25 protein-coding genes and 3 pseudogenes are annotated in these 25109 nt (G+C 67.9%); 17 read left to right on the top strand and 11 right to left on the bottom strand.

Annotation, left to right across the window (positions count from 1 at the left end):
- Positions 1 to 287 precede the first annotated feature (287 nt).
- Both AB6A69_RS15830 and AB6A69_RS15825 read left to right on the top strand, forming a co-directional pair.
- Entirely contained in the window at positions 288 to 914 is a 627-nt protein-coding gene (locus AB6A69_RS15830) for a VPLPA-CTERM sorting domain-containing protein (protein WP_371061492.1), read from the top strand.
- A 405-nt stretch (positions 915 to 1319) separates the two neighbouring features.
- A pseudogene (locus AB6A69_RS15825) lies at positions 1320 to 1580 on the top strand (transposase); the annotation flags it as partial.
- A gap of 32 nt (positions 1581 to 1612) precedes the next feature.
- Here the strand turns inward: AB6A69_RS15825 and ettA are convergent.
- Positions 1613 to 3268, bottom strand: coding sequence for an energy-dependent translational throttle protein EttA (gene ettA, locus AB6A69_RS15820; protein WP_371061491.1), 1656 nt, complete (start codon positions 3266 to 3268; stop codon positions 1613 to 1615).
- 141 nt (positions 3269 to 3409) lie between these two features.
- Here ettA and AB6A69_RS15815 point away from each other — a divergent pair, with 141 nt between their 5' ends.
- Positions 3410 to 4024, top strand: coding sequence for a nicotinate-nucleotide adenylyltransferase (locus AB6A69_RS15815; protein WP_371061499.1), 615 nt, complete (start codon positions 3410 to 3412; stop codon positions 4022 to 4024).
- 79 nt (positions 4025 to 4103) lie between these two features.
- Positions 4104 to 5597, top strand: a complete 1494-nt coding sequence (gene dacB / locus AB6A69_RS15810; RefSeq protein WP_371061498.1) for a D-alanyl-D-alanine carboxypeptidase/D-alanyl-D-alanine-endopeptidase — start codon at positions 4104 to 4106, stop codon at positions 5595 to 5597.
- A 15-nt stretch (positions 5598 to 5612) separates the two neighbouring features.
- Here the strand turns inward: dacB and AB6A69_RS15805 are convergent, their stop codons facing one another.
- Both AB6A69_RS15805 and AB6A69_RS15800 read right to left on the bottom strand, forming a co-directional pair.
- Positions 5613 to 6047 carry a L,D-transpeptidase gene (locus AB6A69_RS15805; protein WP_371037340.1) on the bottom strand — a complete coding sequence of 145 codons (435 nt, stop codon included), beginning with the start codon at positions 6045 to 6047 and terminating at the stop codon, positions 5613 to 5615.
- Positions 6044 to 6469, bottom strand: coding sequence for a tellurite resistance TerB family protein (locus tag AB6A69_RS15800; protein WP_371037339.1), 426 nt, complete (start codon positions 6467 to 6469; stop codon positions 6044 to 6046). Before AB6A69_RS15800 ends, AB6A69_RS15805 begins: the two co-directional genes overlap by 4 nt.
- A gap of 108 nt (positions 6470 to 6577) precedes the next feature.
- Here AB6A69_RS15800 and AB6A69_RS15795 point away from each other — a divergent pair, with 108 nt between their 5' ends.
- Both AB6A69_RS15795 and AB6A69_RS15790 read left to right on the top strand, forming a co-directional pair.
- The gene (locus AB6A69_RS15795) at positions 6578 to 8161 is read left to right on the top strand and encodes a lysine--tRNA ligase (RefSeq protein WP_371061490.1); all 1584 of its coding nucleotides are present in this window, start codon (positions 6578 to 6580) and stop codon (positions 8159 to 8161) included.
- Positions 8162 to 8224: 63 nt separating this feature from the next.
- The gene (locus AB6A69_RS15790) at positions 8225 to 8638 is read left to right on the top strand and encodes a DUF4864 domain-containing protein (RefSeq protein ID WP_371061489.1); all 414 of its coding nucleotides are present in this window, start codon (positions 8225 to 8227) and stop codon (positions 8636 to 8638) included.
- Positions 8639 to 8642: 4 nt separating this feature from the next.
- Here the strand turns inward: AB6A69_RS15790 and AB6A69_RS15785 are convergent, their stop codons facing one another.
- Positions 8643 to 9524, bottom strand: coding sequence for a CHAD domain-containing protein (locus AB6A69_RS15785; protein WP_371061488.1), 882 nt, complete (start codon positions 9522 to 9524; stop codon positions 8643 to 8645).
- Between the two features lie 124 nt (positions 9525 to 9648).
- Here AB6A69_RS15785 and AB6A69_RS15780 point away from each other — a divergent pair, with 124 nt between their 5' ends.
- The gene (locus tag AB6A69_RS15780) at positions 9649 to 11940 is read left to right on the top strand and encodes a glycosyl hydrolase family 28-related protein (protein WP_371061487.1); all 2292 of its coding nucleotides are present in this window, start codon (positions 9649 to 9651) and stop codon (positions 11938 to 11940) included.
- A gap of 6 nt (positions 11941 to 11946) precedes the next feature.
- Here AB6A69_RS15780 and AB6A69_RS15775 read toward each other — a convergent pair whose 3' ends face one another.
- Positions 11947 to 12432 (bottom strand): HugZ family protein, encoded by a 486-nt coding sequence (locus tag AB6A69_RS15775; RefSeq protein ID WP_371061486.1) that lies wholly within the window; start codon positions 12430 to 12432, stop codon positions 11947 to 11949.
- A gap of 205 nt (positions 12433 to 12637) precedes the next feature.
- Here AB6A69_RS15775 and parA point away from each other — a divergent pair, with 205 nt between their 5' ends.
- From parA to AB6A69_RS15745, 6 genes are all read left to right on the top strand, one after another.
- Entirely contained in the window at positions 12638 to 13267 is a 630-nt protein-coding gene (parA, locus tag AB6A69_RS15770; protein ID WP_371061485.1) for a ParA family partition ATPase, read from the top strand.
- 70 nt (positions 13268 to 13337) lie between these two features.
- On the top strand, positions 13338 to 14180 hold the full coding sequence (locus AB6A69_RS15765) for a DUF6206 family protein (protein ID WP_371061484.1): 843 nt from the start codon (positions 13338 to 13340) through the stop codon (positions 14178 to 14180).
- 67 nt (positions 14181 to 14247) lie between these two features.
- Positions 14248 to 14568, top strand: coding sequence for an antibiotic biosynthesis monooxygenase (locus AB6A69_RS15760; protein ID WP_371037331.1), 321 nt, complete (start codon positions 14248 to 14250; stop codon positions 14566 to 14568).
- A gap of 78 nt (positions 14569 to 14646) precedes the next feature.
- Entirely contained in the window at positions 14647 to 15054 is a 408-nt protein-coding gene (locus AB6A69_RS15755) for a universal stress protein (RefSeq protein WP_371061483.1), read from the top strand.
- A gap of 26 nt (positions 15055 to 15080) precedes the next feature.
- The gene (locus tag AB6A69_RS15750) at positions 15081 to 15674 is read left to right on the top strand and encodes a rhodanese-like domain-containing protein (RefSeq protein WP_371037329.1); all 594 of its coding nucleotides are present in this window, start codon (positions 15081 to 15083) and stop codon (positions 15672 to 15674) included.
- Positions 15675 to 15748: 74 nt separating this feature from the next.
- Positions 15749 to 16003, top strand: coding sequence for a zf-TFIIB domain-containing protein (locus AB6A69_RS15745; protein ID WP_371037328.1), 255 nt, complete (start codon positions 15749 to 15751; stop codon positions 16001 to 16003).
- A gap of 198 nt (positions 16004 to 16201) precedes the next feature.
- Here AB6A69_RS15745 and AB6A69_RS15740 read toward each other — a convergent pair whose 3' ends face one another.
- The 3 genes from AB6A69_RS15740 to AB6A69_RS15730 all read right to left on the bottom strand — a co-directional run bounded on the left by AB6A69_RS15740 (position 16202) and on the right by AB6A69_RS15730 (position 18504).
- Positions 16202 to 16651 (bottom strand): DUF3775 domain-containing protein, encoded by a 450-nt coding sequence (locus AB6A69_RS15740; protein ID WP_371061482.1) that lies wholly within the window; start codon positions 16649 to 16651, stop codon positions 16202 to 16204.
- A 130-nt stretch (positions 16652 to 16781) separates the two neighbouring features.
- Positions 16782 to 17453 (bottom strand): dienelactone hydrolase family protein, encoded by a 672-nt coding sequence (locus tag AB6A69_RS15735; protein WP_371061481.1) that lies wholly within the window; start codon positions 17451 to 17453, stop codon positions 16782 to 16784.
- 43 nt (positions 17454 to 17496) lie between these two features.
- On the bottom strand, positions 17497 to 18504 hold the full coding sequence (locus tag AB6A69_RS15730) for a hypothetical protein (RefSeq protein WP_371061480.1): 1008 nt from the start codon (positions 18502 to 18504) through the stop codon (positions 17497 to 17499).
- A gap of 174 nt (positions 18505 to 18678) precedes the next feature.
- Between AB6A69_RS15730 and AB6A69_RS15725 the strand changes: the two genes are divergently transcribed.
- The 4 genes from AB6A69_RS15725 (at position 18679) to AB6A69_RS15710 (ending at position 21676) form a co-directional block, all read left to right on the top strand.
- The gene (locus AB6A69_RS15725) at positions 18679 to 19635 is read left to right on the top strand and encodes a ribose-phosphate diphosphokinase (protein WP_371061479.1); all 957 of its coding nucleotides are present in this window, start codon (positions 18679 to 18681) and stop codon (positions 19633 to 19635) included.
- 73 nt (positions 19636 to 19708) lie between these two features.
- The gene (locus tag AB6A69_RS15720) at positions 19709 to 20140 is read left to right on the top strand and encodes a DUF4399 domain-containing protein (RefSeq protein ID WP_371061478.1); all 432 of its coding nucleotides are present in this window, start codon (positions 19709 to 19711) and stop codon (positions 20138 to 20140) included.
- A 229-nt stretch (positions 20141 to 20369) separates the two neighbouring features.
- Positions 20370 to 21152 (top strand): enoyl-CoA hydratase-related protein, encoded by a 783-nt coding sequence (locus AB6A69_RS15715; protein ID WP_371061477.1) that lies wholly within the window; start codon positions 20370 to 20372, stop codon positions 21150 to 21152.
- A gap of 2 nt (positions 21153 to 21154) precedes the next feature.
- The gene (locus AB6A69_RS15710; RefSeq protein ID WP_371061476.1) at positions 21155 to 21676 is read left to right on the top strand and encodes a thioesterase family protein; all 522 of its coding nucleotides are present in this window, start codon (positions 21155 to 21157) and stop codon (positions 21674 to 21676) included.
- A 183-nt stretch (positions 21677 to 21859) separates the two neighbouring features.
- Here the strand turns inward: AB6A69_RS15710 and AB6A69_RS15705 are convergent, their stop codons facing one another.
- The 3 genes and pseudogenes from AB6A69_RS15705 to AB6A69_RS15695 all read right to left on the bottom strand — a co-directional run.
- Positions 21860 to 23275, bottom strand: coding sequence for a mannose-1-phosphate guanylyltransferase/mannose-6-phosphate isomerase (locus AB6A69_RS15705; RefSeq protein WP_371061475.1), 1416 nt, complete (start codon positions 23273 to 23275; stop codon positions 21860 to 21862).
- Positions 23276 to 23790: 515 nt separating this feature from the next.
- A pseudogene (locus AB6A69_RS15700) lies at positions 23791 to 24652 on the bottom strand (IS3 family transposase); the annotation flags it as partial.
- A 44-nt stretch (positions 24653 to 24696) separates the two neighbouring features.
- A pseudogene (locus AB6A69_RS15695) lies at positions 24697 to 24975 on the bottom strand (transposase); the annotation flags it as partial.
- Between the last annotated feature and the right edge of the window lie 134 nt (positions 24976 to 25109).

Here is a 25109-nt window from a genome sequence, read left to right as displayed (position 1 = left end):
GGACGGAATATGCTTGTCCAGCGGTCGGATTCAGGCGACCTTCACGTCAGACGGCATGCCACTTGGGGAATGTCGGTCCTTAACACTTCCACCGGTATCCCAACTTCGCGACTGTAGTATCAGTGTTGCCAGTCTGGAGGTCAGCTATGCTGTAGGTTTCTCGGACGCCACGCGAGGTGGTCGAGTAGCGCGCGGCTTATTCGCGCAGCTATTGACTCGCTGACTTTGGCAACATTAACATCATCACATCATCACATCATCACATCATCTAAGCTGGAGTTAAAGTAATGAATTATTTTTTGAAAGTAGGCGCGGCAGTTGTTGTGGGGATTTTGATTTCCGGGGAAGTTCATGCAGCGTCAATTACGCCTGACCTAGAAACTTCAGGGCGTGTTCGTGATATTGATGGTGTGAGTCTTGGCCCCCTACTTGATACTGAACGCCTCGAGGTTTACAAGGAAGGAAGTTTTATAACATCTACATTCCTCGAAGTGAGCCTCAGCCGCTTCACATCTGGCGATTTGCTAAGTACAGCAACCCTCTCCTACACGCGTTTTCCTACTACTGCTAGCGTGTCCGCTTTTGGATATATAGGCAACGGGACTGCTGAGGTTTCGGATGCGCGCCCATCAAGCGAACTTCTTGGGACGAGTGCATTTACGGTTGGAAACGGCTCGATGAACTTAGATATCGGCTACATCAACAATCTTATTGCCTCCGACGTTGACTTTCTGGGGGTGACGCTTGTCGCGAACGAAGATACCGAATTAGGCGGTTTTTTTAATGCAGCGATATCTTTCGAAGTAAAGCAGGGCGATACGACCGTTGTTCCAGTTCCAGCAAGCCTGCCACTTTTGATTAGCGGGTTGGGTTTTCTTACCTTGGTCTTCCAAAGGCGCAAACAATCCGTTTAGGCCATCTGAAGGGTAGGCACGGTGTGTCGGCCGCGATCATGCGACCTTTTCTCTTTTGGGCGGTCACAGCTTCATGGAACCAGACCCGGAACATAACTGGGGGCATATCTGACGATCGAGTTACTATATGGACATTTAATGTTCGTTTGCCCGCCGCTCGCCATCTCCCATTTTAGCGCCCGGTAACACGAGTTTTCGATGTCGGCTTCGACCCGCACTTCGGTCACTTGACCTACCAAGCGCGAAGGTCAGCTGTCGTAGTTTCACACCAAGGGCTATGCGTCCGCTTCGGGCTGCCTGCCGTCATCAGACGTTTTTCGCTTAGTATACTTGCTGCCTGAGGCTTTGTTGCGCAAATACCGAAGGGGGATTCATCTCCTGAATCCAGCGTGGTAGCTGGCGTACATGAGCAGACCCATCCCGCCGAGCTACAAGACCAAGAACTGGCCGGCCTACAACGAAGCGCTGAAGCAACGTGGCTCCCTGACCATCTGGTTCGACCCAGATATGGCGTGGGTGCCGCCGCCCACCGGCAAGCGAGGTCGGCAGCCGCAGTATAGCGATGCCGCGATCCAGACATGCCTGACGATGAAGGTCCTCTTCGGCATGGCCCTGCGGCAGACGACAGGGTTCGTCGAGAGCCTGCTGCGGCTGGTCGGCCTCGACTTGGACGGTGCCGGGTTGAATTGTGTCAAGTTTCACCTCGCAAACTTCTTGTACTTGATCCGCTTCGGCTCCACCGCGTCCGGACCCAGCCTGCGCTTCTTGTCCTCCTCGTAGGCCTCGAAGTTGCCCTCGAACCATTCGACATGCGCCTCGCCCTCGAAGGCCAGGATATGGGTGCAGATGCGGTCGAGGAAGAAGCGGTCGTGGGAGATCACCACGGCGCAGCCGGCGAAATCGGCGATGGCGTCCTCGAGGGCGCGGAGCGTCTCCACGTCGAGGTCGTTGGTGGGCTCGTCGAGCAGGAGCACGTTGCCCCCCTCCTTCAGGAGCTTCGCCATGTGCACGCGGTTGCGCTCACCCCCGGAGAGGAGCCCCACCTTCTTCTGCTGGTCGCCGCCCTTGAAGTTGAAGGCCCCGCAATAGGCGCGGGAGTTGATCTCGGCGTCGCCCAGGTGGATGACCTCGGCCCCGCCGCTGATCGCCTCCCACACGGTGTGGTCGGGATCGAGCGCGTCGCGGCTCTGGTCGACATAGGCGAGCTTCACCGTGTCGCCGTAGTCGATCAGCCCCGCGTCGGGCTGTTCCTGCCCGGTGAGCATGCGGAACAGCGTGGTCTTGCCCGCGCCGTTCGGACCGATGACGCCCACGATGCCGCCCGGCGGGAGCGAGAAGGACAGATCCTCGATCAGCAGCTTGTCGCCATGCGCCTTGCGCAGCTGCTCGACCTCGATGACCTTTCCGCCGAGGCGCGGCCCGTTCGGGATGACGATCTGCGCGCGGCCCACTCGCTCGCGCTCGGACTGGCCGGCGAGCTGCTCATAGGCCTGGATGCGGGCCTTCGACTTGGCCTGACGCGCCTTCGCGCCCTGCCGGATCCATTCGAGTTCCCGGGCGAGCGTCTTCTGCTTTGCCTTGTCCTCGCGCGCCTCCTGCTCCAGCCGCTTGGCCTTCTGCTCCAGCCAGCTGGAATAGTTGCCCTCGTAGGGGATGCCGCGGCCGCGGTCGAGCTCGAGGATCCAGCCGGTGATGTCGTCGAGGAAGTAACGGTCGTGGGTGACGATCAGGATCGTGCCCTTGTAGGCGATGAGATGGCTTTGCAGCCAGGCGATCGTCTCGGCGTCGAGGTGGTTCGTGGGCTCGTCGAGAAGCAGCATGTCGGGCTGCTCCAGCAGCAGCCGGCAGAGTGCGACGCGGCGCTTCTCGCCGCCCGAGAGCGTGTCGGGCATGGCGTCGTCGGGCGGGCAGCGCAGCGCCTCCATAGCCACGTCCACCTGGCTGTCGAGATCCCAGAGGTTCTCGCTGTCGATCTCGTCCTGCAGTTGCGCCATCTCGTCTGCGGTCTCGTCGGAGTAGTTCATGGCGAGCTCGTTGAAGCGCTCGAGCTTGGCCTGCTTGGCCTTCACCCCCTCCATGACGTTGCCGCGCACGTTGAGATCCGGATCGAGGTCGGGTTCCTGGGGCAGGTAGCCCACCCGCGCGCCCTCGGCCGCCCAGGCCTCGCCGGTGAAGTCCGTGTCGATGCCCGCCATGATGCGCAGGAGCGTCGACTTGCCCGCGCCGTTCACGCCCACCACGCCGATCTTCACGCCGGGCAGGAAGTTCAGGCGGATGTTCTCGAAGGTCTTCTTGCCGCCCGGATAGGTCTTGGAGACGCCGTCCATGTGGTAGACGTACTGGTAGCTGGCCATCGGCTGCCTTTCCTTCGCGAAATCAGGGATGTTCCCGCCTTGATAGCCAAGCGCGGGCGGCGGGGCAATGCGATGTGCGGCCGTTGACAAGGGCGGGACACTCGTCTTCGCTGCCGCGGACCACGGGGGGAAAGGGCGATGATGCGGGCCGAGCTGGGGCTGCCATCCGCGGCGGCCGGGCAACGGGTGGGCCTTCTGGGCGGCTCCTTCGACCCGCCGCACGCGGGCCACAGGCACATCTCGCGGGAGGCGCTCAAGCGTTTCGCGCTCGATCGGGTGTGGTGGCTCGTGAGCCCCGGCAACCCGCTCAAGGCGCACGGGCCCTCGCCGCTCGGCGCGCGCATGGCCGCGGCGCGGGCGCTTCTGGACGATCCGCGGATCGCGGTGAGCGATTTCGAGGCGCGGGTCGGCACGCGCTACACCGCCGAGACGCTGATGAAGCTGCAAAATGCCTGCCCGGGCGTGCGTTTCGTCTGGCTGATGGGCGCGGACAACCTCGTTCAGTTCCACCGCTGGGAACGCTGGCGCCGGATCATGGACACCGTGCCCGTGGGGGTGCTGGCGCGACCGGGGCTCCGGATCCCGGCCCGGACGTCGGTGGCCGCGCGGGTCTACCGGCAGGCGCGGATCCCGGCATCGGAAAGCCGGCGCCTCGCCTCCGCGCAGGCCCCGGCCTGGTGTTTCATCAACGTCCCGATGCTCGATGTGAGTTCGAGCGCGATCCGTGCCGGGGGCGGCTGGAACGCGCGGCCGTGACGGTGTCGTCACGAGGCTTGCCCGGCGGGGAACAGAGGGGATAACCATGGGACATCAGGTGTCATTGAAGCGCAGGACGATGTCGGCGCGGGTTTCACGACGGATCTTTCTCGGCGGGTTGCTCTCCGGAACGGCAGGGGCGGCGCTGGCGTCGCCCCCCGCGGCATCACTGCGCCCCGTCGCGCGCGGCACGAACCTTCGGGCGCTCGCGGTCCCCGAGGCGGAGACCCTCGTCGGCGATGCGAAACTGGGCGGGCGCGTCGCGTTCGCCGTGGCGGACCTTGCGAGCGGCGAGCTTCTGGAAGCGCGGGGGGAGGAGACGGCCCTTCCGCCCGCGAGCGTCGCCAAGGCCGTGACGGCGCTTTACGTCCTCGACGCGCTCGGTGCCGCGCACCGGTTCACCACGCGCCTGCTTGCCACGGGCGAACTGCGCGACGGCGTGATCGACGGCGACCTTGTGCTTGCCGGTGGCGGCGACCCGACGCTCGACACGGATGCCCTGGCCGAGCTTGCAAAGCGGCTGAAATCCGCCGGGGTGCGCGAGGTGCGCGGAGGCTTCCGCGTCTGGGGTGGCGCGCTGCCCTTCGAGCGGGCGATCGATCCCGGCCAGCCGGATCATGTCGGCTACAACCCGGCCGTTTCCGGGCTCAACCTCAATTTCAACCGGGTCCATTTCGAGTGGCGCCCGTCGGGGGGCAGCTACCGGGTGACGATGGATGCGCGATCGGCGCTCTATCGCCCCGAGGTGCAGGTGGCGCGCATGGCCGTGACGGTGCGCGACGGGCCCGTCTACACGTACGAGGACAGCGACGGGCGCGACAACTGGACCGTGGCGCGCGGCGCTTTGGGCAATGGCGGCGCGCGCTGGTTGCCGGTCCGAAAGCCCGAGCTCTACGCGGGCGAGGTGTTCCAGACCTTCGCGGGCGCCCACGGCATCCGCCTCGGCGCGCCCGAACCCGTTCGCGCGGTGCCGCCGGACGCCGCCGAGCTCGCGGCCTGGGAGAGCGCGCCGCTCGGCGAGATCGTGGCCGACATGCTGCGCTACTCCACCAATCTCACCGCGGAGGTGGTGGGCATGGCGGCCACGGCGGCGCGCGGCGGATCTGTCCCGTCGCTCGCGGTGTCCGCCCGCGAGATGAGCCGCTGGGCCGGCCAGCGCCTCGGCATGCCGCGCGCGCGCTTCGTGGACCATTCGGGGCTTGGCGATGCCTCCCGCGTGAGCGCGGCCGAGATGGTGGCCGCGCTGGCGGCGGCGGGCCGGGCCGAGACGCTGAAGCCGATCCTGAAGGAGGTCACGCTGCGCGACGCGCAGGGCCGGCCGGTGCGGAGCGCGGCGCTCACCGTGCGGGCGAAGACCGGCACGCTTCATTTCGTCAGCGCGCTTGCGGGGTATGTCAGCGCGCCCGGGGGACGAGAGCTTGCCTTCGCGATCTTCACCGCCGACACCGAGCGGCGCGCGGGGCTGACGCGTGCGCAGCTCGAGCGGCCAGAGGGGGCGCGGGGGTGGAACGGGCGCTCCCGGCGCTTGCAACAGGCGCTGATCGAGCGCTGGGGCACGGTTTACGCGGCCTGAGCCTCATAGGGAGCGCTAGGGCCGGATCTCGATCAGCGTTTCGCTCTTGCCGACCTCCTTCACCAGCTCGAAAAGCTGGCGCGCGTTGTCGGGGTGCAGCCGGACGCACCCGGCCGACGCGGGCGCGCCCAGCGCACCGACCTGCGTCGTTCCGTGTATCGCGTAATTGCCACTGAAGAAGATCGACCAGGGCATCGGCGCCCCGTCGTAAAGGGTGGACCGGTGATCCCTGACGAGCGTCTGCGGCACGAACAGCCCCGTGGGCGTGACCTTGCCGCTGCGCGCCGTGGACACGGGCCAGTCGGCGATGCCGACACCCGCGCGCCGTACCTCCATCCGCTGGTCGGAGAGGTCGATCAGGACGGAAAGCTCGGCAGCGGCAAGCCAGCCGGGCGCGGCCAGCAGCGCAAGCGCCGCCGCGACGCGTCGCGCGTGGCGGCCGGCGCTCATGCCGGCATGTGCCGGGCCCGCGCCCCCCGTTCGATCGCGGCCGCGTGCAGTCGGTCGATGTCGAGCTCGTAACGGATCTCCTCGAGAAGGCGCAACTCGGGCTCGTGCAGCAGCCCGTCCGCCGCGCCCACGTCGCAGGCGAGCGCGTAGGCGGTTTCGAAGAGGCGCTCCGGCAGGTTCTCGCGCACAAGCCCGAAGAGCGCGTCGAGCCCGTCCTCCTGTTCGAACAGGTCGAAGACGAGCTGGGCGACCGCGTTCATGCGGTCGATGTCGTAGGCCGCGAAGACGGGCAGGTTGTTGACGGCGGTCTGGATCTTCACGAGTTCCGCGGTGCGGATGTCCTCGTCGCTGGCCGAGACCGCGATCATGAGCGCCACGAGGCAGTCCTGCGGGCTGATGGGGTGGGGCGCGGCGTTGGTCATCTCTTGTCCTTCGAGGCTGCGTCGTGGCGAGATTATTGACCTCTCCGCGGGGCGGCAATAGGAACCGGCCGTCCGTGCCGTTGCGCGGCCCCCAGCCGGAGATCCCCCATGGACGAGATGCGCGACGCCGCGATGAAAGCGAAGGCCTGGCCGTTCGAGGAGGCGCGCCGGCTGCTTCAGCGATATGGCGACGCGCCGCCGGAAAAGGGCCATGTCCTGTTCGAGACGGGATACGGCCCCTCGGGCCTGCCGCATATCGGCACCTTCGGCGAGGTCGCGCGCACGACGATGATCCGCCGCGCCTTCGAGGTGATCTCGGACATTCCCACGCGGCTCATCTGTTTCTCGGACGATATGGACGGGATGCGGAAGGTGCCGGACAACGTGCCCGATCCGGACCAGCTGCGGGAGCATCTGCAAAAGCCGCTCACCGACGTGCCGGACCCTTTCGGCACGCATGAGAGCTTCGGGCACCACAACAACGCGATGCTGCGCCGCTTTCTCGACGCCTTCGGCTTCGAGTACGAGTTCTACTCCGCGACCGAGTTCTACCGGTCGGGCCAGTTCGACGACATCCTGCTGCGCGCCGCGGAGCGTTACGACGACCTGATGGCGGTGATGCTCAAGACGCTCCGGGACGAGCGCCGTCAGACCTACTCGATCTTCCTGCCGCTCCACCCCGAGACGGGGCGCGTGCTTTACGTGCCGATCCGCCATGTGGATGCGAAGAACGGCACCGTCACCTTCGACGACGAGTCGGGCCGCGAGTGGACCGTGCCGGTGACCGGCGGGAACGTGAAGCTGCAATGGAAGCCCGATTTCGGCGCGCGCTGGGCCGCGCTCGACGTCGATTTCGAGATGTACGGCAAGGATCATTCGACCAACACGCCGGTCTACGATCGCATCTGCGAGATCCTCGGCGGCCGGAAGCCCGAGCATTTCACCTACGAACTCTTCCTTGACGAGAACGGCGAGAAGATCTCGAAGTCGAAGGGCAACGGGCTCACGATCGACGAGTGGCTGACCTACGCCTCCACGGAGTCGCTCAGCTACTTCATGTACCAGAAGCCGAAGACGGCGAAGCGGCTCTTCTTCGACGTGATCCCGCGCGCGGTGGACGAGTATCACCAGCAGCTCCGCGCCTACCCGGACCAGGCGGCCGAGCAGCGGCTCGCCAACCCCGTCTTCCACATCCATGGCGGCCAGGTGCCCGAAAGCGGGATGGTGGTGCCCTTCTCGATGCTTCTCAACCTCGCCTCGGTGTCGGCCGCGGAGGACAAGGAGACGCTCTGGGGTTTCATCCGCCGCTACGCCCCCGGGGCCAGTCCCGAGAGCCACCCGGACCTCGACGCAGCCGCGGGCTACGCCGTGCGCTACTACAACGATTTCGTGAAGCCCTCGAAGGTCTACCGCCTGCCCACGGAGCTCGAGCGCGAGGCGCTGGAAGAGTTGCGCGACGGCCTGAAGGCCTGGCAGGGCGGGGCCGACCCGGAGGAGCTGCAGAGCTTGGTCTTCGCGGTGGGGCGGGACCGGTTCGATCCGCTGCGCGGCTGGTTCAAGGCGCTCTACGAGGTGCTTCTCGGGGCAAGCCAGGGTCCGCGGTTCGGGGGGTTCATCGCGCTCTACGGCGTGGACGAGACGGCGGCGCTGATCGACAGGGCGCTCGCGGGCGATCTCGCGCAAGGCGTCTGAGCGCGCCCGCCGCGTTGATCGGCGCACGCTCCGGTTTACCTTTGGGTAAAGAAGGAGGATCCGATGCGCCAGCTTCTCGCCGCTCTCGCGACCACGCTCTGCCTCGCCACCGCTGCCCCCGCCGACGAAAGCGCGGCGCCGGCGGTGCAGGGCACCATCCAGAGCCAGATCGACGCCTTCCTCGCGGATGATTTCGAACGCGCCTTCACCTTCGCGAGTCCCGGCATCCAGGGGATCTTCCGGACGCCGGAGAACTTCGGGCGCATGGTTCGCGACGGCTACCCGATGGTCTGGCGGCCCGAGAGCGTGCGCTTTCTGGACCTGCGCGAGATTTCGGGCGCGCTGTGGCAGAAAGTGCTGATCGAGGACGCCGAGGGCGCGACGCATCTGCTCGACTACCGGATGGAGCCCGACGAGGCGGGCAACTGGCGCATCGACGGCGTGCGGATCCTGGGCGCGCCCGACCTGTCGGTCTGAGCCTTCACCCTTCGCGGCGGGCGATCTCCCACCACGCCACGATCCGTTTCGCCGCCGCTGCGGGCTTCTCCGCGAAGAACCGCGCGCCGAGCGAGAAGGCCTCGCGCTCCAGCATGCCGATCCGCCGGTCGACGTGAGCGGACAGGGCGCGCGATGCCTCGGGGTCGAGGCGCGGTGCATTCCCGGAGCCCAGATACTCCATGTAGAGGGCGAGATCGTGGTGATCGCCCAGGAGGTCGGACAGGCGCTTCGCCTCCGCCGCCCTGGGCGCCATCTGCGCGGGCCAGCCCCGTTCGAGCAGGCAGCAATGATGCCAGTGATACTTCGTGCGCTTGCGCCATTCGTGCATCATGGCGACCGTCGGCGCCGCACGGGCCTTTTCGTGGGCGCGTGCCGCCCGCTTCCAGGTCAGGGCAAGGCCCTTTTCCAGGACCTTCGCCGGGTCGCCCTCGACGCGCCAGCCGGCGATCCGCGTCGCGAGCGCCTCTAGCCCGGCGCGTTGGGTGTCGCCGATCCGCACATCCACGGCCGACCTGGCACGGGTGAGCTGCGCGCGGACCGGGGCGAAGCGGTGCTTCTCGTCGCCCACGTCGCGCATCAGCGCATCATGCGTCTCTACCAGCGCCTCCAGGTCGCGCAGGCCCGACAGCGATCGCGCGAAATCCCGGATCGCGGCGTTCTCTTGCCCGTAATCCACGAATCCGGGCCGGACGAGGCGGATCAGGCCGCGCAGTTTCTTGCACCGCTTGCGCAGATCGTGGACCGCCTCGTGCGGATCGGATGCGTCATCGGACGCCGCGCGCCGTGCGCGGCGCACCTGATCCGCGGCCACCCTTCTCAATTCCGCGCCGAGATCGCGCGCGCTGGGTTTGAACCGGAACGCCATTCTGCCCGTCTCTCCGTTGCCTGCCTCGGTCACCACCGTAACGCTGGTCTCGCCCGGCGTTAAGCCTGCCCCGCTACCACCCCGCGCGCCGGAGCGGACCGGCGGATGCGAGACGGGGCAGATCATGAACAAGGCGATTACCGAAGGCGCGGCTCTGATGCCGCCATCTTTCGAGGCCGGGCTGGAAAGCTGGTCGTCCGGAGACGGGACACCGGGGTCCGACAGCTACGCGAACGATCCGGGCGCGGCGTTCGTTGCCGCCGACCAGGATTTCGCGGGCTGCCTCGAACTGGTAAAGGCAACGGCCACGCAGAAGCTGCGCTACATGGGGCAGACGCCGCTGCTCGATGGCACTTACCTCCGCGTGCGGGCGCGGGTGAAGGCGGTTTCGGGCCCGCTTCCCTCGGTGCGCATCGCGGGCTGGCCAGGCGACGCCTTCGGCGCGCCGGTGCCGGGGCTGGTCGTGACGGGGCCGGAGGTGGCGCTCGAAAGCTACGGCAAGGTGGTCACGGTCTCGGCGATCGTGGGCCCCGGCGCGCGGGGCGGCGTGGACATGGTCTGGGGACGCGCGCCCGCCTACGGCCATTTCGGGCTCGACCTCACGGGGCCCACGGGCGGGGTTGTGCGCATCGACGACATAGAGATCGAGGACGTCACCTCCGTCTTCCTGCGGGACATGCTGAGCGTGGTGGACGTGCGCGATTATGGCGCACGGGGCGACGGCGCGACAGACGACACCGACGCGTTCGAGGCGGCCGACGCCGCGGCGGCGGGGCGGCGGCTGCTCGTGCCCGCCGGGACCTATCGGCTGGCTCGGTCGCTGACCCTGGCCTCGCGCGTGGATTTCGAGGGCACGCTGTCGATGCCCGACGATGCGATCCTGTCGCTCACTGCGCGGTTCGACCTGCCGCTCTATATCGACGCCTTCGGCGACGAGGAACGCGGCTTCCGCAAGGCGTTCCAGGCGCTTCTGAACAACGCCGACCACGAATCGCTCGACATGGGCGGGCGGCGCGTTTCGGTGACGGGGCCGATCGACCTCGCCGCCGCGGTGCCCAATCGGGAAAGCTACGCCCAGCGCCGCGAGATCCGGAACGGGCAGTTCTACGCCGAGGGCGAGGCGGCCTGGGAGACCGAGGCGGTCACCGCGCAGGCGAGCTACGATCCCGCCGACCCGCGGCGGCTTACCGGCGTGACGAACGCCGCCAACGTGCCCGTGGGCGCGCTGGTGGAGGGCGCGGGCGTGGGGCGCGAGATCTACGTGGTCTCGAAGAACGTGGCGGCGCAGGAACTCACGATCACCGATCCGCTCTGGGGCGCGGCCGGAACGCAGACCTACACCTTCCGCCGCTTCCGCTACCTGCTCGATTTCAGCGGGTTCGGCCGGCTCGACAAGTTCGGGATGACCGACATCGAATTCCAGTGCAACGGCGTGGCGAGCGGGATCCTGCTGGCGCCGACGGGGGTGGGGTTCCGGCTCGAGAACTGCTTCTTCACGCGCCCGAAGCACCGCGGCATCACCTCTGCCGGGCAGGGCTGCCAGGGGATGCTGGTGGATCGCTGCCAGTTCCTGACGGACGAGAACGACAGGCCCGCGCAGGACCGCGTGTCGATCGCGCTCAACGCCAACGCCAACGACGTGAAGCTTCGCAACAACCGCTCGACGCAGTTTCGCCATTTCGCGGTGCTCGCCGGGGCCAACAACGTCATCTCCGGCAACCATTTCTTCCAGGGCGATTCGGTCTCGGGCGGGCTGCGGATGGCGGGGCTCGCTCTGTTGCGGCCGAACGTCACCACGACGATCGTGGGCAACTACGTGGACAACTGCTTCATCGAGTGGACCAACGAGCGCGACCCGGAGCCCGCCTTCACCGGGGGTTTCGGCTTCTCCGCGCTCAGCATCACCAACAACATCTTCCTGTCGGGCGACGTGGCGCCCTGGTTTTCCTACCTGGTGCTCCGGCCGCACGGGCCGGGGCACTTCGTCCATGGTCTCAACGTCACCGGCAACCTCTTCCGCTCGCTCAACGGGCGGATCGATCGGGTGGACCGGATCGACACGAGTTTCGCGGAGATGGACATGGGGCGGATGCGTAACGTCACCGTGGCCGCCAATGCCTTCAACAACGTGGACGTGGCGATCGAGAATCCGCTGCGCCTTACCCATGCGGAGAACAGCGCCTCGGACACCTGGACGATCGACGGCGCGCCGCGCCTGCCCTTCGGCGGCTGGGCGCGTGCCGTGGAGTCCGTGATCCCGCGCGGTTCCATCACGAACGCATCGGGCAGCGAGGTCTTCGCCCTGCCGCATGTCGAGGTGGAGGAGGGGCCGAGTCGCGATCAGGTTCGCCTTGGCTGGCCGGAGCCGGTGCAGGGGGCGGTCACGCTCCTGATGCGGATGGACAACGAGACCTGAGCGGTTTCAGCCCCGGGCCAGGTCTTCTGGGCGGAGCAGGAAGGCTTTTCCGAAGCCGCCGTTCAGATGCGCGGCGGTGATCTCGTAAAGAAGGAACGAGAAGTCGGCGAAGCCGATGTAGAGTTGCGCCTTCGGGCGCAACTCCAGATATCGCCGGGCCATCTCCGGGTGCCCGTCTTCGCCGTGGCACAGGAACCGCGCCTGCGCGATCAGGGTGACCCGCGGATGCGTGAGCGGGTCCCCCTTCGGCCCGGGTTCGCCCAGAAGCAGCGAACAGGCCGGGTTCGCGGCAAGGGCGCGCGTGTGGTGCGCGAGGTCGGAGACGAGGCTTACCGGACGGCCGCTCGCGTCGGTGGCGACCGCCACGCGGCTGACCATCGGCGCGCCGGTTTCGGGATCGACGACGCCGAGCGCACCGTGTTGCGCAGTATCGACAAGGTGCCGCGCGAGCGCGCGGGCCTCGTCGTCGGCGGGGCGGAACGGATCGGTCATGGCCCCGGTATAGCTTCGACGCCGCGCCCGGGGTAGCGAAACGCGCCGGAAGATCCGCCCTGCCGAACGATTTTCGAGGGATCCGCGCGTCGAGCATGTATCAATTACGTGACGCAGCAGCCCCGGCTTGCCGCAAGGGCATGGTATCCCGTGGCCGGGACGTGGTATGCTGCAGTGCAGCATGATCGAAGGGCAAGGGGGACGCATGGCAAGGGGCCGCATCATCACCGTCGCGCAGCAGAAAGGCGGCGCGGGCAAGACCACGCTTGCGGCCAATCTCGCCGTGACCTGGGCGCGCGCCGGGCGGCGCGTGGCGCTGATCGACACCGATCCGCAAGGCAGCCTCGGGCGCTGGTTCATCACGCGGCTGGAATGGTTGGATCCTCCGGGGCTGGAATTCGCCACCGCCTCGGCCTGGGGCGTGGGCTACGAGTGCCGGAAATACGCCGACAGCCATGACATCGTCATCGTCGACACGCCGCCCAAGGCCGACAGCGACCTGCGCCCCAGCCTGCGCGCGGCAGACCTCGTGCTGGTGCCGGTCGCATCGAGCCATGTCGATCTCTGGGCGACCGAGGGTGTCCTCGATCTGGCCCGGCGCGAGGATCGCCCGGCGCTCGTGGTGATGACGCGGGCCCGGGCCAACACGCGCCTCGGCGCCGAGGTCGCCGAGGCCGCGGCGGCGCTCGAGGCGACGCTGGCCGAAACGCCGATCGCGAACCGGGTCGTTTACGCGCAGACCCTGGGCCAGGGCCTCGGCGCGGCGGAGGCCGGGCGCTCGCCCGCCCGCGACGAGCTGGAGCGCCTCGCCGCAGAGGTGGATCGCCTGCTCTGATCCGTCGCATGGCGGTGGCGCGGAGCGGACAAGCGCGGTAGACGCGGTGACGATGGATGAGGATCCCGCGATGACCACTGCCGACCCGCTTGCCGCCCTCCTGCGCGCCGACGGCGCGCGCCGCGGGCAGACCGTCTCGCGGCTCGGCTATTTCTGCGCACCCTTCCGTCCCGAAAGCGGCCCCTACGCCGATCGCGTCATCAAGGTCTACCGCGCGCTCTCCGATAACGCCGCGCTCGACCGGCTGGCGGCGGCGCATGACGCCTACGTTGCGGCGCTGACGGCAACCGGCGTGCCGCTGCCGGAGACGGAGTTCCGCCTCGTGCGGACGGGCGCGGCGCTTCGGCCCGTCATCGTGCAGGAGGCGCTGCCGGCCGAAACCATGATGCGCCCGAAGCTCCGGGACGTCCCGCGCGAGGAGGCGCTCGCGCTGCTGGAGGCGGCCGGCACGGTGATCGCGCGGTTCTGGAACGCGGCGGACCGGTTCGACACGCGCATCGGCTTTCACCCGTCGATCCGCAATTTCGCGGTGCGCGACGGCGAGGCCGTGTTCTTCGACACCTTTCCCCCGCTCATCCACTACTCGCGCGAGGAGATGGGCAGGCTGCTTCTCCAGTTCTCGGAAAGCCGCCTGATGCGCTGGGCCGGGCCACTCGTGCAGCGCCGCATCACGGCGATCCAGGACGAGTGGTATTCGCCCGCCGAGACGCTGGTCGGGCTCGTGGGCTCGGCCTGCCGGCTGCGCCCCACGGATGCGGAGGCCATCCTGGACTGGGGCCGGCGCTTCGCGCCGCGCGCCATGCCGCGCTGGGCCGACGAGATCGCCGAAGGCCTCGCGCGGCCGCCTCGCCTCCCGGGCGAGTGGACGGCCGTGCGCCGCCTCCTCGGGCTGGAGGGTGAACCGAACGTCTGAGCGACGGGGCTTGGGTCCGGTGCCGGGTTCGTGCGATAGTCCCGCGGACACAAGGGAGGGAGAGCTTATGCTCACCATCGCGAGCGATGCGCCCGGGCAGACGGTCATCACCACGTTCGAAACGACGCCCGGAACCTGCCAGGACGTGCTGGACGCGCTGACCGACGCCTACCGCAGCTTCATTTCGAAGCAGCCGGGCTTCATCGCGGCCGGCCTTCACGTCAATGACGCGCAGACACGGATCGCCAACTACTCGCAATGGGAGCGGCGCGAGGATTTCCTCGCCATGCTCCGCTCGGACGAGATGCGCGCGCGCAACCGCAAGATCAACGATCTCTGCCGCAGCTTCGAGCCGGTGATGTACGAGGTGGCGGCGACCTTCGACTGACGCCGGTCAATGACGGCCGGCGCAGGATGTCGGAAAGTGCCCGAGCGAAACACGAAAAACGGACAGGAACTGCCAGACATGTATTCCCATATCCTCGTGCCCATCTCCTTCGACGAAGACCGCGATGCCGCGGGGGCGGTGCACGTCGCCCGCGTGCTCGCGGGCGCGGAAAGCAAGGTCACGCTCTTCCACGTGATGGAGCGCGTGCCATCCTATGCCATCAATTACCTGCCGCAGGATTACGTCGCCTCGGCGCGCGCCGCGATCGAGGAGGAACTGTCGAACCTGGCCGAAGACCTGCCCGGCGCCGGGGCCATGGTCGTGGAGGGTCATGCCGGGCGGACGATCCTCGACTGGGCGGAGGAGAACGATGTCGATTGCATCGTCATCGCATCGCACCGGCCGGGGATGCAGGACATGCTTCTCGGAAGCACCGCCACGCAGGTGGTGCGCCATGCGAAATGCTCGGTTCACGTGATACGATGAACCGGGCCATATAGGGAGGAAACGACATGAGATACGCATTCGCACTTGCTGCGGCGCTGGCCGCGACCACGGCCCTTGGCGAGGAGGCCCCGGTGAACATCACGCCGGAGATGGGGTCCGTGACGGTTGAGACGCGTTCGGGCCCGGTAGAGATCCGGCGCGCCCAGGATCCGCAGAACAAGCTCGAGGGCGACTGGGCGCGCACCTCGCGGCCCTGCCCGGAATTCTGCATCCAGCCGAACCAGCCCGCCCCCGGCGTGACCACCATCGGCGAGCTTGAGCTTCTGGATCTGCTGCAGGATCCCGAGGTCATCGTCGTCGATAGCCGGACGCCCGACTGGTATGCCGGCGGCACGATCCCGGGCGCGGTGAACATCCCCTACACCGAGGCCGTCGATCGGCTGGGCGAACTGGGCTGCGAGATCGATTTCGATGGCTGGAACTGCGAAGAGGCGCAGCCCGTGGCGCTCTTCTGCAACGGGCTGTGGTGCGGACAGTCGCCCGCGGCGATCCGGCGAATGATCGAGGCGGGCTTCCCGGCCGAGCGGATCCACTACTACCGCGGCGGGATGCAGACATGGCGTCTGCTGGGACTGACGGTCGCAGGCGGCGAGAGCTGAGGCGCCGGGATCGGGCTTGCGCCGCATCCTGCGGCGCCCCAATTCCTGCCGGAAGCAACAGGAGGTGCCCGACCATGCAATGCCCGATCGATGGAACCCAGCTCGTGATGACCGAACGCGCCGGCGTCGAGATAGACTACTGCCCGCAATGCCGCGGCGTCTGGCTGGACCGTGGCGAACTCGACAAGATCGTCGAGCGCAGCGCGCCCGCCGCCGCGCCGATGGGCGCCGGTGACCGGGACCGCGGTTTCGACGAAGACGATTACGACCGGGCGAAAGGCCGCAAGAAACGGCGCGGCGGCTTCCTGGAAGAGCTGTTCGACTTCTGAGCCGGACAGCCGCGGGGGAGTACGGATACACTCACCGCGCGCCCACGGCACCCCGCATCCGCGCGGTGGGGACGTCGTGCGCGACGCAAGAACTTGTGCGCCCTGAACGCCCGTCCTCGGCGACCGGGCGGGCCCGCCTGTCGGGCGGGTCCGTCAACATATGGCGTGCCGTACCCGGGGGCGGGCACGTGCGCTGCGTCAGCCGTGCCCGCGCAGGAACTCCTTGCAATCGAGTCCGAGCGCGTCCAGCCCCGCCATGAGATAATCCGCGGCGAGCGGCGTGCCACAGATGTAGCCCGGCGTCTCGTCCGTGTGCTCCGTGACGGCCGTGCGGCGCAAGTCCGCCCAGTCGCCGCCGTCGCGGCCGAACCACATCAGCGTCACAAGGTCGATCTGCTGTTCGAACGGAAGATCGGACAGGATCGATGTAAGCTCCTGCTCCACCGGATCGGAAGGCCGGTCCTCGAGCACCGCGGATTCGATATCGTCGTCGTCGAGCCGTGAGGCGGACGGGTCGGTCGATCCCTGCTTCGCCTGCCGCTCGTGCAGTTTCGCCACGATGAAACAGACGGTATCGAGCGGGACCGAAATCTCGATGTCCTCTCCCGGGCTCTGCGGCGGGGGCGTTTCGCGGTCGGCCGGCGTCATCGGTCGGGCTCCTTTCTTACGGGAAAGATTTTGCTGGCGGGAAGTCTCGCGCGGCGGTGCCGCATGGGCAATAACCTGCGTCAACTTTGCCGGCGGGGGCGCGCGTGTCGATGCAGCGGCCGTTTCGGGCTCACCCATGCGGCGAGGCGGGCGACCCGGCGAGGTGACGGTCGAACCACGACGCGGTCTTTTCCATCACGGTCCGAAGCGTGCCCGGCTCCTCGAAGAGATGCGTGGCGCCCGGCACGATCGCGAGCCGCTTTTCGCAGGGCAGTTCGGTCAGCGCCTCCTCGTTCAACGCGATGACATCCGTGTCGCGCCCGCCGACGACCAGCAGAGTGGGCGCATGCACGCGCTGAAGCGACGCCCCGGCCAGGTCGGGCCGCCCCCCGCGCGAGACCACGGCCGATACGGCCTCCGGCCGCTCCGCCGCCGCCGCCAGCGCCGCGGCGGCCCCGGTGCTCGCGCCGAAGAGACCGATCCTCAACCCGCGCACGGCAGGTTCCTGGCCGAGGCAGGAAAGCGCGTCGCCCACCCGGCCCGCGAGCAGGGGAATGTCGAAGACGTGGGAGCGATCCCGCGCCTCGCCGGGGGTCAGAAGGTCGAAGAGGAGCGTGGCGTAGTCCCGCCCTCCGAGCCACTCCGCCACCGCAAGGTTGCGTGGGCTGAAGCGGCTGCTGCCGCTGCCATGGGCGAAGACGACAAGCCCGCGCGGCGCATCGGGCAGGGCGAGGTCGCCCTCCAGGCGGCCGCGGCCGGACGAGACGGGGATGTCCAGTTCGATATCGCGAGGGCCGGTCATGCCGCCACTGTGGCGTCCCGCGCCGGGGCCGCAATGACGCCCGTCAATCCTCGGCTGCGCGCAGCGCCTGCCGGGCCAGGGCGAGGTACCGGCGCGCCGCCGGCGCCCATTTTCCGGGCGTGCGCGGGTCCGGGTCGAGCAGATGGTCCATCGAAAGCCGCGCCCGCGTCAGGCAGCGCAGCACGCGGTAAAGCGCGGCCAGGCCCGGCGATGGCGGGGCGATGCCCTCCTTCTCGAGACGCGCGGTCAGCGCCGGTCCGAGATCCGCGTCGCCGAGGATCTCGCTTTCGAGGCCGAGATAGGCGGCCTCGTCGAAGGGATCGACGATGCGCAGGTCGATGCAGAATTCCACGCGGTCGAAAACGGTGACCGGATCGGTGAAGCACACATGCTCTGGCCTGAGATCGCCGTGACCCTCCACGACGAGGCGATCGGCGACGCGCCCCATCACCTCGCGCCGGCGATAGGCAAGCGCGGCGACGGCGCCGCGGCCCACCTCCGCCGCCTCGGGGCCGAGATCGGCGTCCCATTGGGCGAGCGCGTCGCGGCTGCGCCGCGCCTCGGCGAACATGAAGGACCAGTGCCGCGCGGCCCGTTCCGGCGGAAGGGGCGGCGCCGCGCGAAGGAATTGCGCCATGCGCTCGCCCAGCGCATCGCGCCACAGGGGCGGGCAGGGGCGCCCGGATTTCAGGATGGTCTCGAGATTTCGCGCCTCGGGCAGGCGGCGCATGACGACCACCCTGTCGATCACCTCTCCGGGGGTGTCGAGCCCAATCCGACCGGACGGCGCCCGGCGCACCGGCGCGACCCCCAGATAGGTCTCTGCCGCGAGGGGGCGGTTGAGCCGCAGTTCCGACAGGCAGGCCATGAGCCGCCGCGGCGCGGTCGAGAAGTCGAGGTGGCTGCGGGTGACCGGCTTTTTAAGCTTGAACGCGCGGTCGGCGGTCAGGAACACGAGGGCGGCATGGGTCTCGACCACCCGTTCCGGGGCCAGCTCGCGCTCCAGCGCGGCCCGCGTCAGGTCGTGGAGCGCCCGGGCCTGATCTGGCATCAGCGCGCGCGCGCTCGCGCCCGTCTGCGCGCCGCGACGTGCGCGCAAGGGGTCGGGTCTCCGGTTCGCCTCATCGCGCCTGCCTCCGTTCGCGCGGGACCTTGCGGGGCGGCGGTGGCACGGACATTGACCGGGGTCAATGCGTGCCCTCCACGGGCGCGGTTGGCTCTCGCCATGCGATTCTTCGCCCTCGACACGGAAGACAGCCTTGCACAGGCCGTGGCGGATGCGGGCGGCTTTGCCATCGATCCCCATGAAATCCGCGATTTCGAGGAGGGCGAGCACAAGGGCCGCCCGCTGGTCGACGTGCAGGGCGAGGACGTGTTCGTGCTGGCCGGGCTGCGCGGGAGCGGAGCGTTATCGACCAACGACCGGCTGATCCGGACGCTCTTCTTCATCGGCGCGTGCCGCGATCACGGCGCCGCTTCGGTGACGGCGATCTGCCCGCTTCTGCCTTACGCGCGGAAGGACCGGCGGACCAAGCCCCACGATCCGCTCGGCGCGCGCTACGTCGCCCAGCTGCTGGAAGCGGTGGGCACGAGCGCCGTCGTCACCGTGGAGGCCCACAACCCCGCGGCGTTCGACAACGCGTTCCGTATCCCCGCCCTGCACCTCGACGCGCGGCGGCTTTTCATGCGCCATGTCCGGGCCCGCGCGGGCGATGCGCCCTTCGCGCTCGTCTCTCCCGACATCGGCGGGTTCAAGCGCGTGCAGCTTCTGGCCGAGAGCTTCGACGAGGCGGAGCGCGCGCGCCTGTCGCTGGGGCTTTGCGAGAAACGCCGGTCCGGGGGCGTGGTGTCGGGCGGGTTCTTCGCGGGCGACGTCAGGGATCGCCCGGTCTGGATTCTCGACGACATGATCGTGGGCGGGGGCACGATGCGCCGGGCGATCCGCGCGAGCCTCGAGGCCGGCGCGTCCGAGGTGCGCCTCGCCGCGACGCATGCGCTTTTCGATGCCGAAACGCTGGACGGGCTGATCGCGGAAGGCGCGCGGGAGGTGGTGGTGACCGATACCGCGGCGCCGCTGGATGACGGGCTGTGCAAAACGGCCGGCCTCGAGGTGCTTGCCATCGCACCCGAGATCGCGGCGTGCGTCGCGCGCCTGCGGGGCGGAACGGCCGCAGGGGACTAAGTCTTCCGGGCACGTTGAACGCACGGTTCCGCATGCTACCTTCCCCAACGTAAGCTAGAACAGGGAGGAGACCATGTTTCTTGCATCTGTCGGCCGCGGCCTCGCGGCGGTGTTCATTCTGGCGGTCCCGGCGCTCGCGCAGGACCGCACGCCCGCGCCGGAGGACGCGCGCGCCTACATCATCTCGCCCGGCGACGGCGCGACGGTGTCAAACCCGGTCACGATCCGGTTCGGCCTCGATGGGATGGGCGTCGCGCCGGCCGGAACCGAGGTGGAGGGAGCCGGGCATCACCATCTTCTCATCAACGTCGATCCGGCGAGTTACGACTTCAGCCAGCCCGTTCCGGCCGATGACCGGCACGTCCATTTCGGCGGCGGCCAGACGGAGGTGACCAAGGACCTGCCCGCCGGCACGCACGAGGTCTGGATCCTTCTGGGCGATGCGTTCCACATGCCCCATGACCCGCCGGTCATGTCCGAGCCGATCACCATCACCGTGGAGTAATCCGCGCAAAGGCGGACTTTCCGCGCCTTTGCCCGTTGCCGCATGGCCCTTGGCGCCGAGGCGAGCGTTTCAAGACTTGCGGATGACCCTCCCCCTCTTTGGACGAGGCGCGCGGCCCCCGGCTTGCGCGCTCCTCCTCGCGAGGACAAGCATCGCCCGGGGCTGGGAAAACCGGTGCTCCCCGCCTTATCATCCCGGCCATGACGATCCGACGGGAGGGAGATCGAGGATGACAGGGGTCAGGACCGAACGGCGGGGCCGGGTGCTGGAGGTCACGCTGGACCGGCCGAAGGCCAACGCCATAGATGCCGCCACGAGCCGCGCCCTGGGCGAGGCGTTCCGCGAGCTGGCCGAGGATGATGCATTGTCGGTTGGAATCGTGACCGGCGCGGGAGAGCGGTTCTTTTCGGCCGGGTGGGACCTCAAGGCCGCGGCGGCGGGGGAGGCGGCCGACGCCGATCAGGGCGTGGGCGGCTTCGCGGGGCTGACCGAGTACTGGGATCTCGACAAGCCGGTCATCGCGGCGCTGAACGGGCTCGCGCTGGGAGGCGGTTTCGAACTAGCGCTCGCGGCCGACATGATCGTGGCGGCGGAGCACGCGGAGGTCGCGCTGACGGAAGCCGCGCTGGGGATCGTGGCGGACTCCGGCGGCGCGATCCGGCTGCCCCGGCGCCTTCCCCGCGCCGTGGCCATGGAGATGATGATGACCGGCCGGCGCGTCGGCGCACCGGAACTCGCGCGATGGGGCCTCGTCAACGAGGTCGTTCCCGGCGCGGATCTCATGGCGGCCGCGCACGCGTTGGCGGACCGGGTGGCCGCGGCCGCACCGCTTTCGCTTCGGGCGATCAAGCAGATCGTGCGCGCCACCGAAGGCGCCACCGAACGCGCGGCGTTCGGGATCATGCGCGACGCGGATCTGCCGGCCTATCGCGGCCTCTACGCGAGCGAGGACGCCGCCGAAGGCATGGCCGCCTTCGCCGAGAAGCGCGCGCCCGTCTGGAAGGGACGCTGACAGTGGCCGAGACCTACGACCCGCCGCTGCCCTGGACGGGCGAGATCGCCGCGCCGCTCACTTTGTTCCGGACGCGCGTCCGGCCCGAGTGGCTGGACGAGTACGACCACGTCAACACCGCCCATTACGTCACGATCTGCGACCATGCGAACTGGGCCTTCTGGAACTGGATCAATGCCCCCGAGGCCACGATCGAGGCGCGCGGCGGCCAGGAATACGTGATCGTAGAGACCCATGTGCATTACCTCGACGAGCTTGCGCTGGACACGCCGATCCATGTCACCACGCGGCTTCTCGCGCACGATGCGCGGCGTTTCCTGCTTTTCCACGAGGTATGGAAGAGCACGAGCGGGACGCTCGCCGCGACGAACGAGGTGAAATGCCTGGCCTTCGACCTCGACGCGCGACGGGCCGGAAGCTGGCGGCCCGTTGTCGCCCGCAGGCTCGGCGCCGTCTCGGCCGCCCACGCCGGGCTCGAAAGGCCGGTGCAGGCGGGCGCGGGGATCGCGCTCAGGAACCGCTGAGGCCAGCCCGCGCTTCCGGCGCCCGAACCCTTTCGGCCTTTTCGCGGGCGCCGCCTGCCGCAATTCCGTGTTCCCGGACCGGAGATGACGACACCGCCCGCTTCATGCGAAGACCGTCCCGCGCCCGAGGGCGTGGCTCGGGTCTGCGCGCCGACACGCCAACGCCGGCCCGCGGCCGACTCTCTACTTTCGCGCGTAGGCGTCCTCGTAGCGGACGATATCGTCCTCGCCGAGATAGCTTCCGGTCTGCACCTCGATGAGCACCATCGGCATCTTGCCGGGATTTTCCATCCTGTGCACGGCCCCGAGCGGCACATAGACGGACTGGTTCTCGCCAAGCAGCCGCTCCTCGCCGTTCACGGTGACCCTGGCGGTGCCCTGCACCACGATCCAGTGTTCGGAGCGGTGCACGTGGCTCTGCAGCGATAGCGTTGCGCCGGGGTTCACGTGAATGCGCTTCACCTGGAAGCGGTCGCCGCGCACCAGCGTCTCGAACCAGCCCCAGGGGCGGTAGTCCACGGGCAGCTGCACGGCCTGCGCCGCGCCGCGCGCCTTGAGCCGGCCGACGGCCTCCTTCACGTCCTGCACGCGGGACATGTCGGCCACCATCACCGCGTCGCGCATGGCCACGGCCACCACGTCGCGCAGGCCGATGCCCACCACCTCGATGTCGGCGCTCTCGGAGCGCAGGAGCGTGTTCTCGCAGTCGAGCGCGGTGGCGGGGCCGGAGAGCGCGTTGCCGGACCCGTCCCGCCCGCTTTCCTGCCAGACCGACTCCCAGCTTCCCAGATCGCTCCAGTGCCCGTCGAAGCGCACGACGCTCATGTTCGCGGCCTTCTCCATCACCGCGTAGTCGATGGACTGCTCGGGCACGCCGGCCCAGAGCGCGGCGTCGATGCGGGTGAAGCCGAGGTCGCGCTCGGCCGCGTCGAGGGCGGGCTCCACGGCGGCGAGGATCTCGGGGGCATGGGCGCGGAACCCCTCGAGGAGGGCGTCGGCGCGGGCGAGGAAGACACCGGCGTTCCAGAGATGCCGCCCGTCCGCCAAGAGACCCTCGGCGGTGGCGGCGTCGGGCTTTTCCACGAAGCGGGCGAGGGCGGCGACGCCCGGATGGGTCTCCTCGGCGCCCACCTCCAGCCAGCCATAGCCCGTCTCGGGCCGGGTGGGGGCGATGCCGAAGGTGACGATCCGCCCGGCCTCGGCGGCGGGCAGGCCACGCGCCACCGCGGCGCGGAACGCCTCCGGATCGGCCACGGCGTGGTCGGAGGGGACGAGCAGGATCACGGCCTCCGGATCGGCGCGATGGGCGATGAGCGCGGCGGCGGCGGCGGCGGGGGCGGTGTTGCGCCCCTCGGGCTCGATCACGACGGCGGCCGGCGAGACGCCCACCTCGGCGAGCTGCTCGCCCACGATGAAGCGGAAGGGCTCGCCGGTGATCACCACAGGATTGCCGAACCCCTCGCCGGTGAAGCGCCGGGCGGAGGCCTGGAAGAGGCTTTCCTCGCCCAGGATGTCGGCGAACTGCTTGGGATAGCTCTTGCGCGAGAGCGGCCAGAGCCGCGTCCCGGACCCGCCGCAGAGGAGGATGGGAGTGATCATGGGTGGGTTTGCCCTTCCTTCCTCGGGCGGTACTGAAAAGCCTCGGAGAACTTGGTGAAGGCCGTCTCCCAAGCGATGGACAACTCCTGCAGAGTACATCGTTCTGCCGACAGGTCGACAGGCGCCCTTTCCGTCGACTGCCCATTCGTGGAGAGGTTGGCTCGGAGGGTGCCTAGAGTTCGCATGATGCCGTTCCGGTACAGAGTGTTCAAGAAATCCATGAAGCGCTCGGTGAAGCCGAAGAGCGATCCAGGCAAGAGGGAGCTCAAGAGAGCAAGCTGCAATCTGACCTTCTCCTGCGCGATAGGGCGCGTGGCTGGCATTCCCGCGAAGCTGCCGCGCGAGACACGATGCCGACTGAGGTACGTGTCCTAAAGGTTTCGGAGCAATCCAAGGTGATGTGGTGGCCGCACAGTCAGGCGTCGCCATTGGGCAAGCGCGGGATGAAACCGGGTCGACGCGTCCTTGAAGAAGTGAACCGCCCCGGGTTTACGGGAGAGTTTCTGGTTCAACGATTAGGCTGTATTTTCAGCAGCGTTCAAGTTTGCGTAGAATGCCTCCTCTGCTTCGTGCGGCGTGATGTAGCCGATGGCGCTATGCAGGCGGGTGTTGTTGTACCAGTCGACCCATTTCAGGGTTTCCCATTCGACCTGACCAACGGACTTCCAGGGTCCGAGGGGCTTGATGAACTCGGTCTTGAACAGGCCGATGATGCTTTCGGCGAGGGCGTTGTCATAGGAATCCCCGACGCTCCCGACCGAGGTGTCGATGCGGGCCTCGGCGAGCCGCTCGGTGTATCGGATCGACAGGTATTGGCTGCCGCGGTCGCTGTGGTGGATCAGCTTGTCAGCCTCGGACGGCGCCCGCTGGCAGATGGCCTGGTTCAGGGCCTCGAGGACGGAAACCGGTCGTCATCGAGGTCGAGACGGGCCAGCCGACGATCTTGCGGGCGAAGACGTCGATGATGAAGGCCACGTAGACCATGCCCTGCCAGCTTGAGACATAGGTGAAATCGCTGACCCAGAGCTGGTTGGGCATGTCTGCCACGAAGGAGCGGTTCACCTTGTCGTCCGGGCAAGGCTGGGCCGCATCGGGGTTGGTCGTGATGACCTTCTTGCCCCGCACGACGCCTTGTAATCCCATCACCTTCATCAGCCTCTCGACCGTGCAGCGAGCGATGTCGCGCCCTTCGCGGCGCAACTGATGCCAGACCTTGCGCGCGCCATATCGTCCCCGGCTGCCATCGAAGACCTGCTTGATCGCTGCCATGTCCCGCCGATCCTGCCTGGCCCGGTCCGATGCCGGGTCCGGATCGCGCTCCACAGCCTTGAAGGCATAATACGTCGATGGTGCGATCTCCAGAACCCGGCAGATCGGGTTCGCCATTGTGCTTGAACCAATGCCGCATCAATGGCTCACCCTACCACTTTTTTTGAAACCAGATCCTTCATTGCTGCCAGATCCAGCATTTGCTCGGCCAGAAGCTTCTTCAGCTTGGCGTTCTCATCCTCCAGCGCCTTCAGCCGCTTGGCCTCCGACACCGTCATGCCGCCGAACTTGGCCTTCCAGTTGTAGAAGATGCCTTACGACATGCCGTGCTTGCGGCACAGGTCAGCGCACTTCGCCCCTACCTCGTGCTCGGCAAGGATGCCGATGATCTGCTCCTCCGTGAATCTCGTTCGCTTCTTGTCCGTCCTCAGGTTGGGCCGGACTCCAATCAGCGGTGGAGGAAAAATCCCGTGGCAGGTCAAAGCAGACCGGCTTTGGGTGAGCATATCATCCGAGCCTCATGGAGCTCGATGCGAGGAAAGGGGCTTCGAACGTGCTTGCCTGG

The sequence above is a fragment of the Rhodosalinus sp. 5P4 genome, from assembly GCF_041365695.1.
Classification (GTDB): Bacteria; Pseudomonadota; Alphaproteobacteria; order Rhodobacterales; family Rhodobacteraceae; genus Rhodosalinus.
Note: the sequence above shows the minus strand (reverse complement) of the source record. Positions and strands in the feature narration are given on the sequence as shown.

What these genes read in the sequence shown, in the direction of transcription:
- AB6A69_RS15725 (WP_371061479.1), top strand. Translation starts at nt 18,679, where the DNA reads ATGCGATTCTTCGCCCTCGACACGGAAGACAGCCTTGCACAGGCCGTG.
- AB6A69_RS15830 (WP_371061492.1), top strand. Translation starts at nt 288, where the DNA reads ATGAATTATTTTTTGAAAGTAGGCGCGGCAGTTGTTGTGGGGATTTTG.
- AB6A69_RS15760 (WP_371037331.1), top strand. Translation starts at nt 14,248, where the DNA reads ATGCTCACCATCGCGAGCGATGCGCCCGGGCAGACGGTCATCACCACG.
- dacB (WP_371061498.1), top strand. Translation starts at nt 4,104, where the DNA reads ATGTCGGCGCGGGTTTCACGACGGATCTTTCTCGGCGGGTTGCTCTCC.
- AB6A69_RS15750 (WP_371037329.1), top strand. Translation starts at nt 15,081, where the DNA reads ATGAGATACGCATTCGCACTTGCTGCGGCGCTGGCCGCGACCACGGCC.
- AB6A69_RS15795 (WP_371061490.1), top strand. Translation starts at nt 6,578, where the DNA reads ATGGACGAGATGCGCGACGCCGCGATGAAAGCGAAGGCCTGGCCGTTC.
- AB6A69_RS15805 (WP_371037340.1), bottom strand. Translation starts at nt 6,047, where the DNA reads ATGAGCGCCGGCCGCCACGCGCGACGCGTCGCGGCGGCGCTTGCGCTG.
- AB6A69_RS15815 (WP_371061499.1), top strand. Translation starts at nt 3,410, where the DNA reads ATGCGGGCCGAGCTGGGGCTGCCATCCGCGGCGGCCGGGCAACGGGTG.
- AB6A69_RS15765 (WP_371061484.1), top strand. Translation starts at nt 13,338, where the DNA reads ATGACCACTGCCGACCCGCTTGCCGCCCTCCTGCGCGCCGACGGCGCG.
- AB6A69_RS15790 (WP_371061489.1), top strand. Translation starts at nt 8,225, where the DNA reads ATGCGCCAGCTTCTCGCCGCTCTCGCGACCACGCTCTGCCTCGCCACC.
- AB6A69_RS15755 (WP_371061483.1), top strand. Translation starts at nt 14,647, where the DNA reads ATGTATTCCCATATCCTCGTGCCCATCTCCTTCGACGAAGACCGCGAT.
- AB6A69_RS15740 (WP_371061482.1), bottom strand. Translation starts at nt 16,651, where the DNA reads ATGACGCCGGCCGACCGCGAAACGCCCCCGCCGCAGAGCCCGGGAGAG.
- AB6A69_RS15735 (WP_371061481.1), bottom strand. Translation starts at nt 17,453, where the DNA reads ATGACCGGCCCTCGCGATATCGAACTGGACATCCCCGTCTCGTCCGGC.
- ettA (WP_371061491.1), bottom strand. Translation starts at nt 3,268, where the DNA reads ATGGCCAGCTACCAGTACGTCTACCACATGGACGGCGTCTCCAAGACC.
- AB6A69_RS15780 (WP_371061487.1), top strand. Translation starts at nt 9,649, where the DNA reads ATGAACAAGGCGATTACCGAAGGCGCGGCTCTGATGCCGCCATCTTTC.
- AB6A69_RS15730 (WP_371061480.1), bottom strand. Translation starts at nt 18,504, where the DNA reads ATGCCAGATCAGGCCCGGGCGCTCCACGACCTGACGCGGGCCGCGCTG.
- AB6A69_RS15745 (WP_371037328.1), top strand. Translation starts at nt 15,749, where the DNA reads ATGCAATGCCCGATCGATGGAACCCAGCTCGTGATGACCGAACGCGCC.
- AB6A69_RS15800 (WP_371037339.1), bottom strand. Translation starts at nt 6,469, where the DNA reads ATGACCAACGCCGCGCCCCACCCCATCAGCCCGCAGGACTGCCTCGTG.
- AB6A69_RS15720 (WP_371061478.1), top strand. Translation starts at nt 19,709, where the DNA reads ATGTTTCTTGCATCTGTCGGCCGCGGCCTCGCGGCGGTGTTCATTCTG.
- AB6A69_RS15715 (WP_371061477.1), top strand. Translation starts at nt 20,370, where the DNA reads ATGACAGGGGTCAGGACCGAACGGCGGGGCCGGGTGCTGGAGGTCACG.
- parA (WP_371061485.1), top strand. Translation starts at nt 12,638, where the DNA reads ATGGCAAGGGGCCGCATCATCACCGTCGCGCAGCAGAAAGGCGGCGCG.
- AB6A69_RS15705 (WP_371061475.1), bottom strand. Translation starts at nt 23,275, where the DNA reads ATGATCACTCCCATCCTCCTCTGCGGCGGGTCCGGGACGCGGCTCTGG.
- AB6A69_RS15775 (WP_371061486.1), bottom strand. Translation starts at nt 12,432, where the DNA reads ATGACCGATCCGTTCCGCCCCGCCGACGACGAGGCCCGCGCGCTCGCG.
- AB6A69_RS15785 (WP_371061488.1), bottom strand. Translation starts at nt 9,524, where the DNA reads ATGGCGTTCCGGTTCAAACCCAGCGCGCGCGATCTCGGCGCGGAATTG.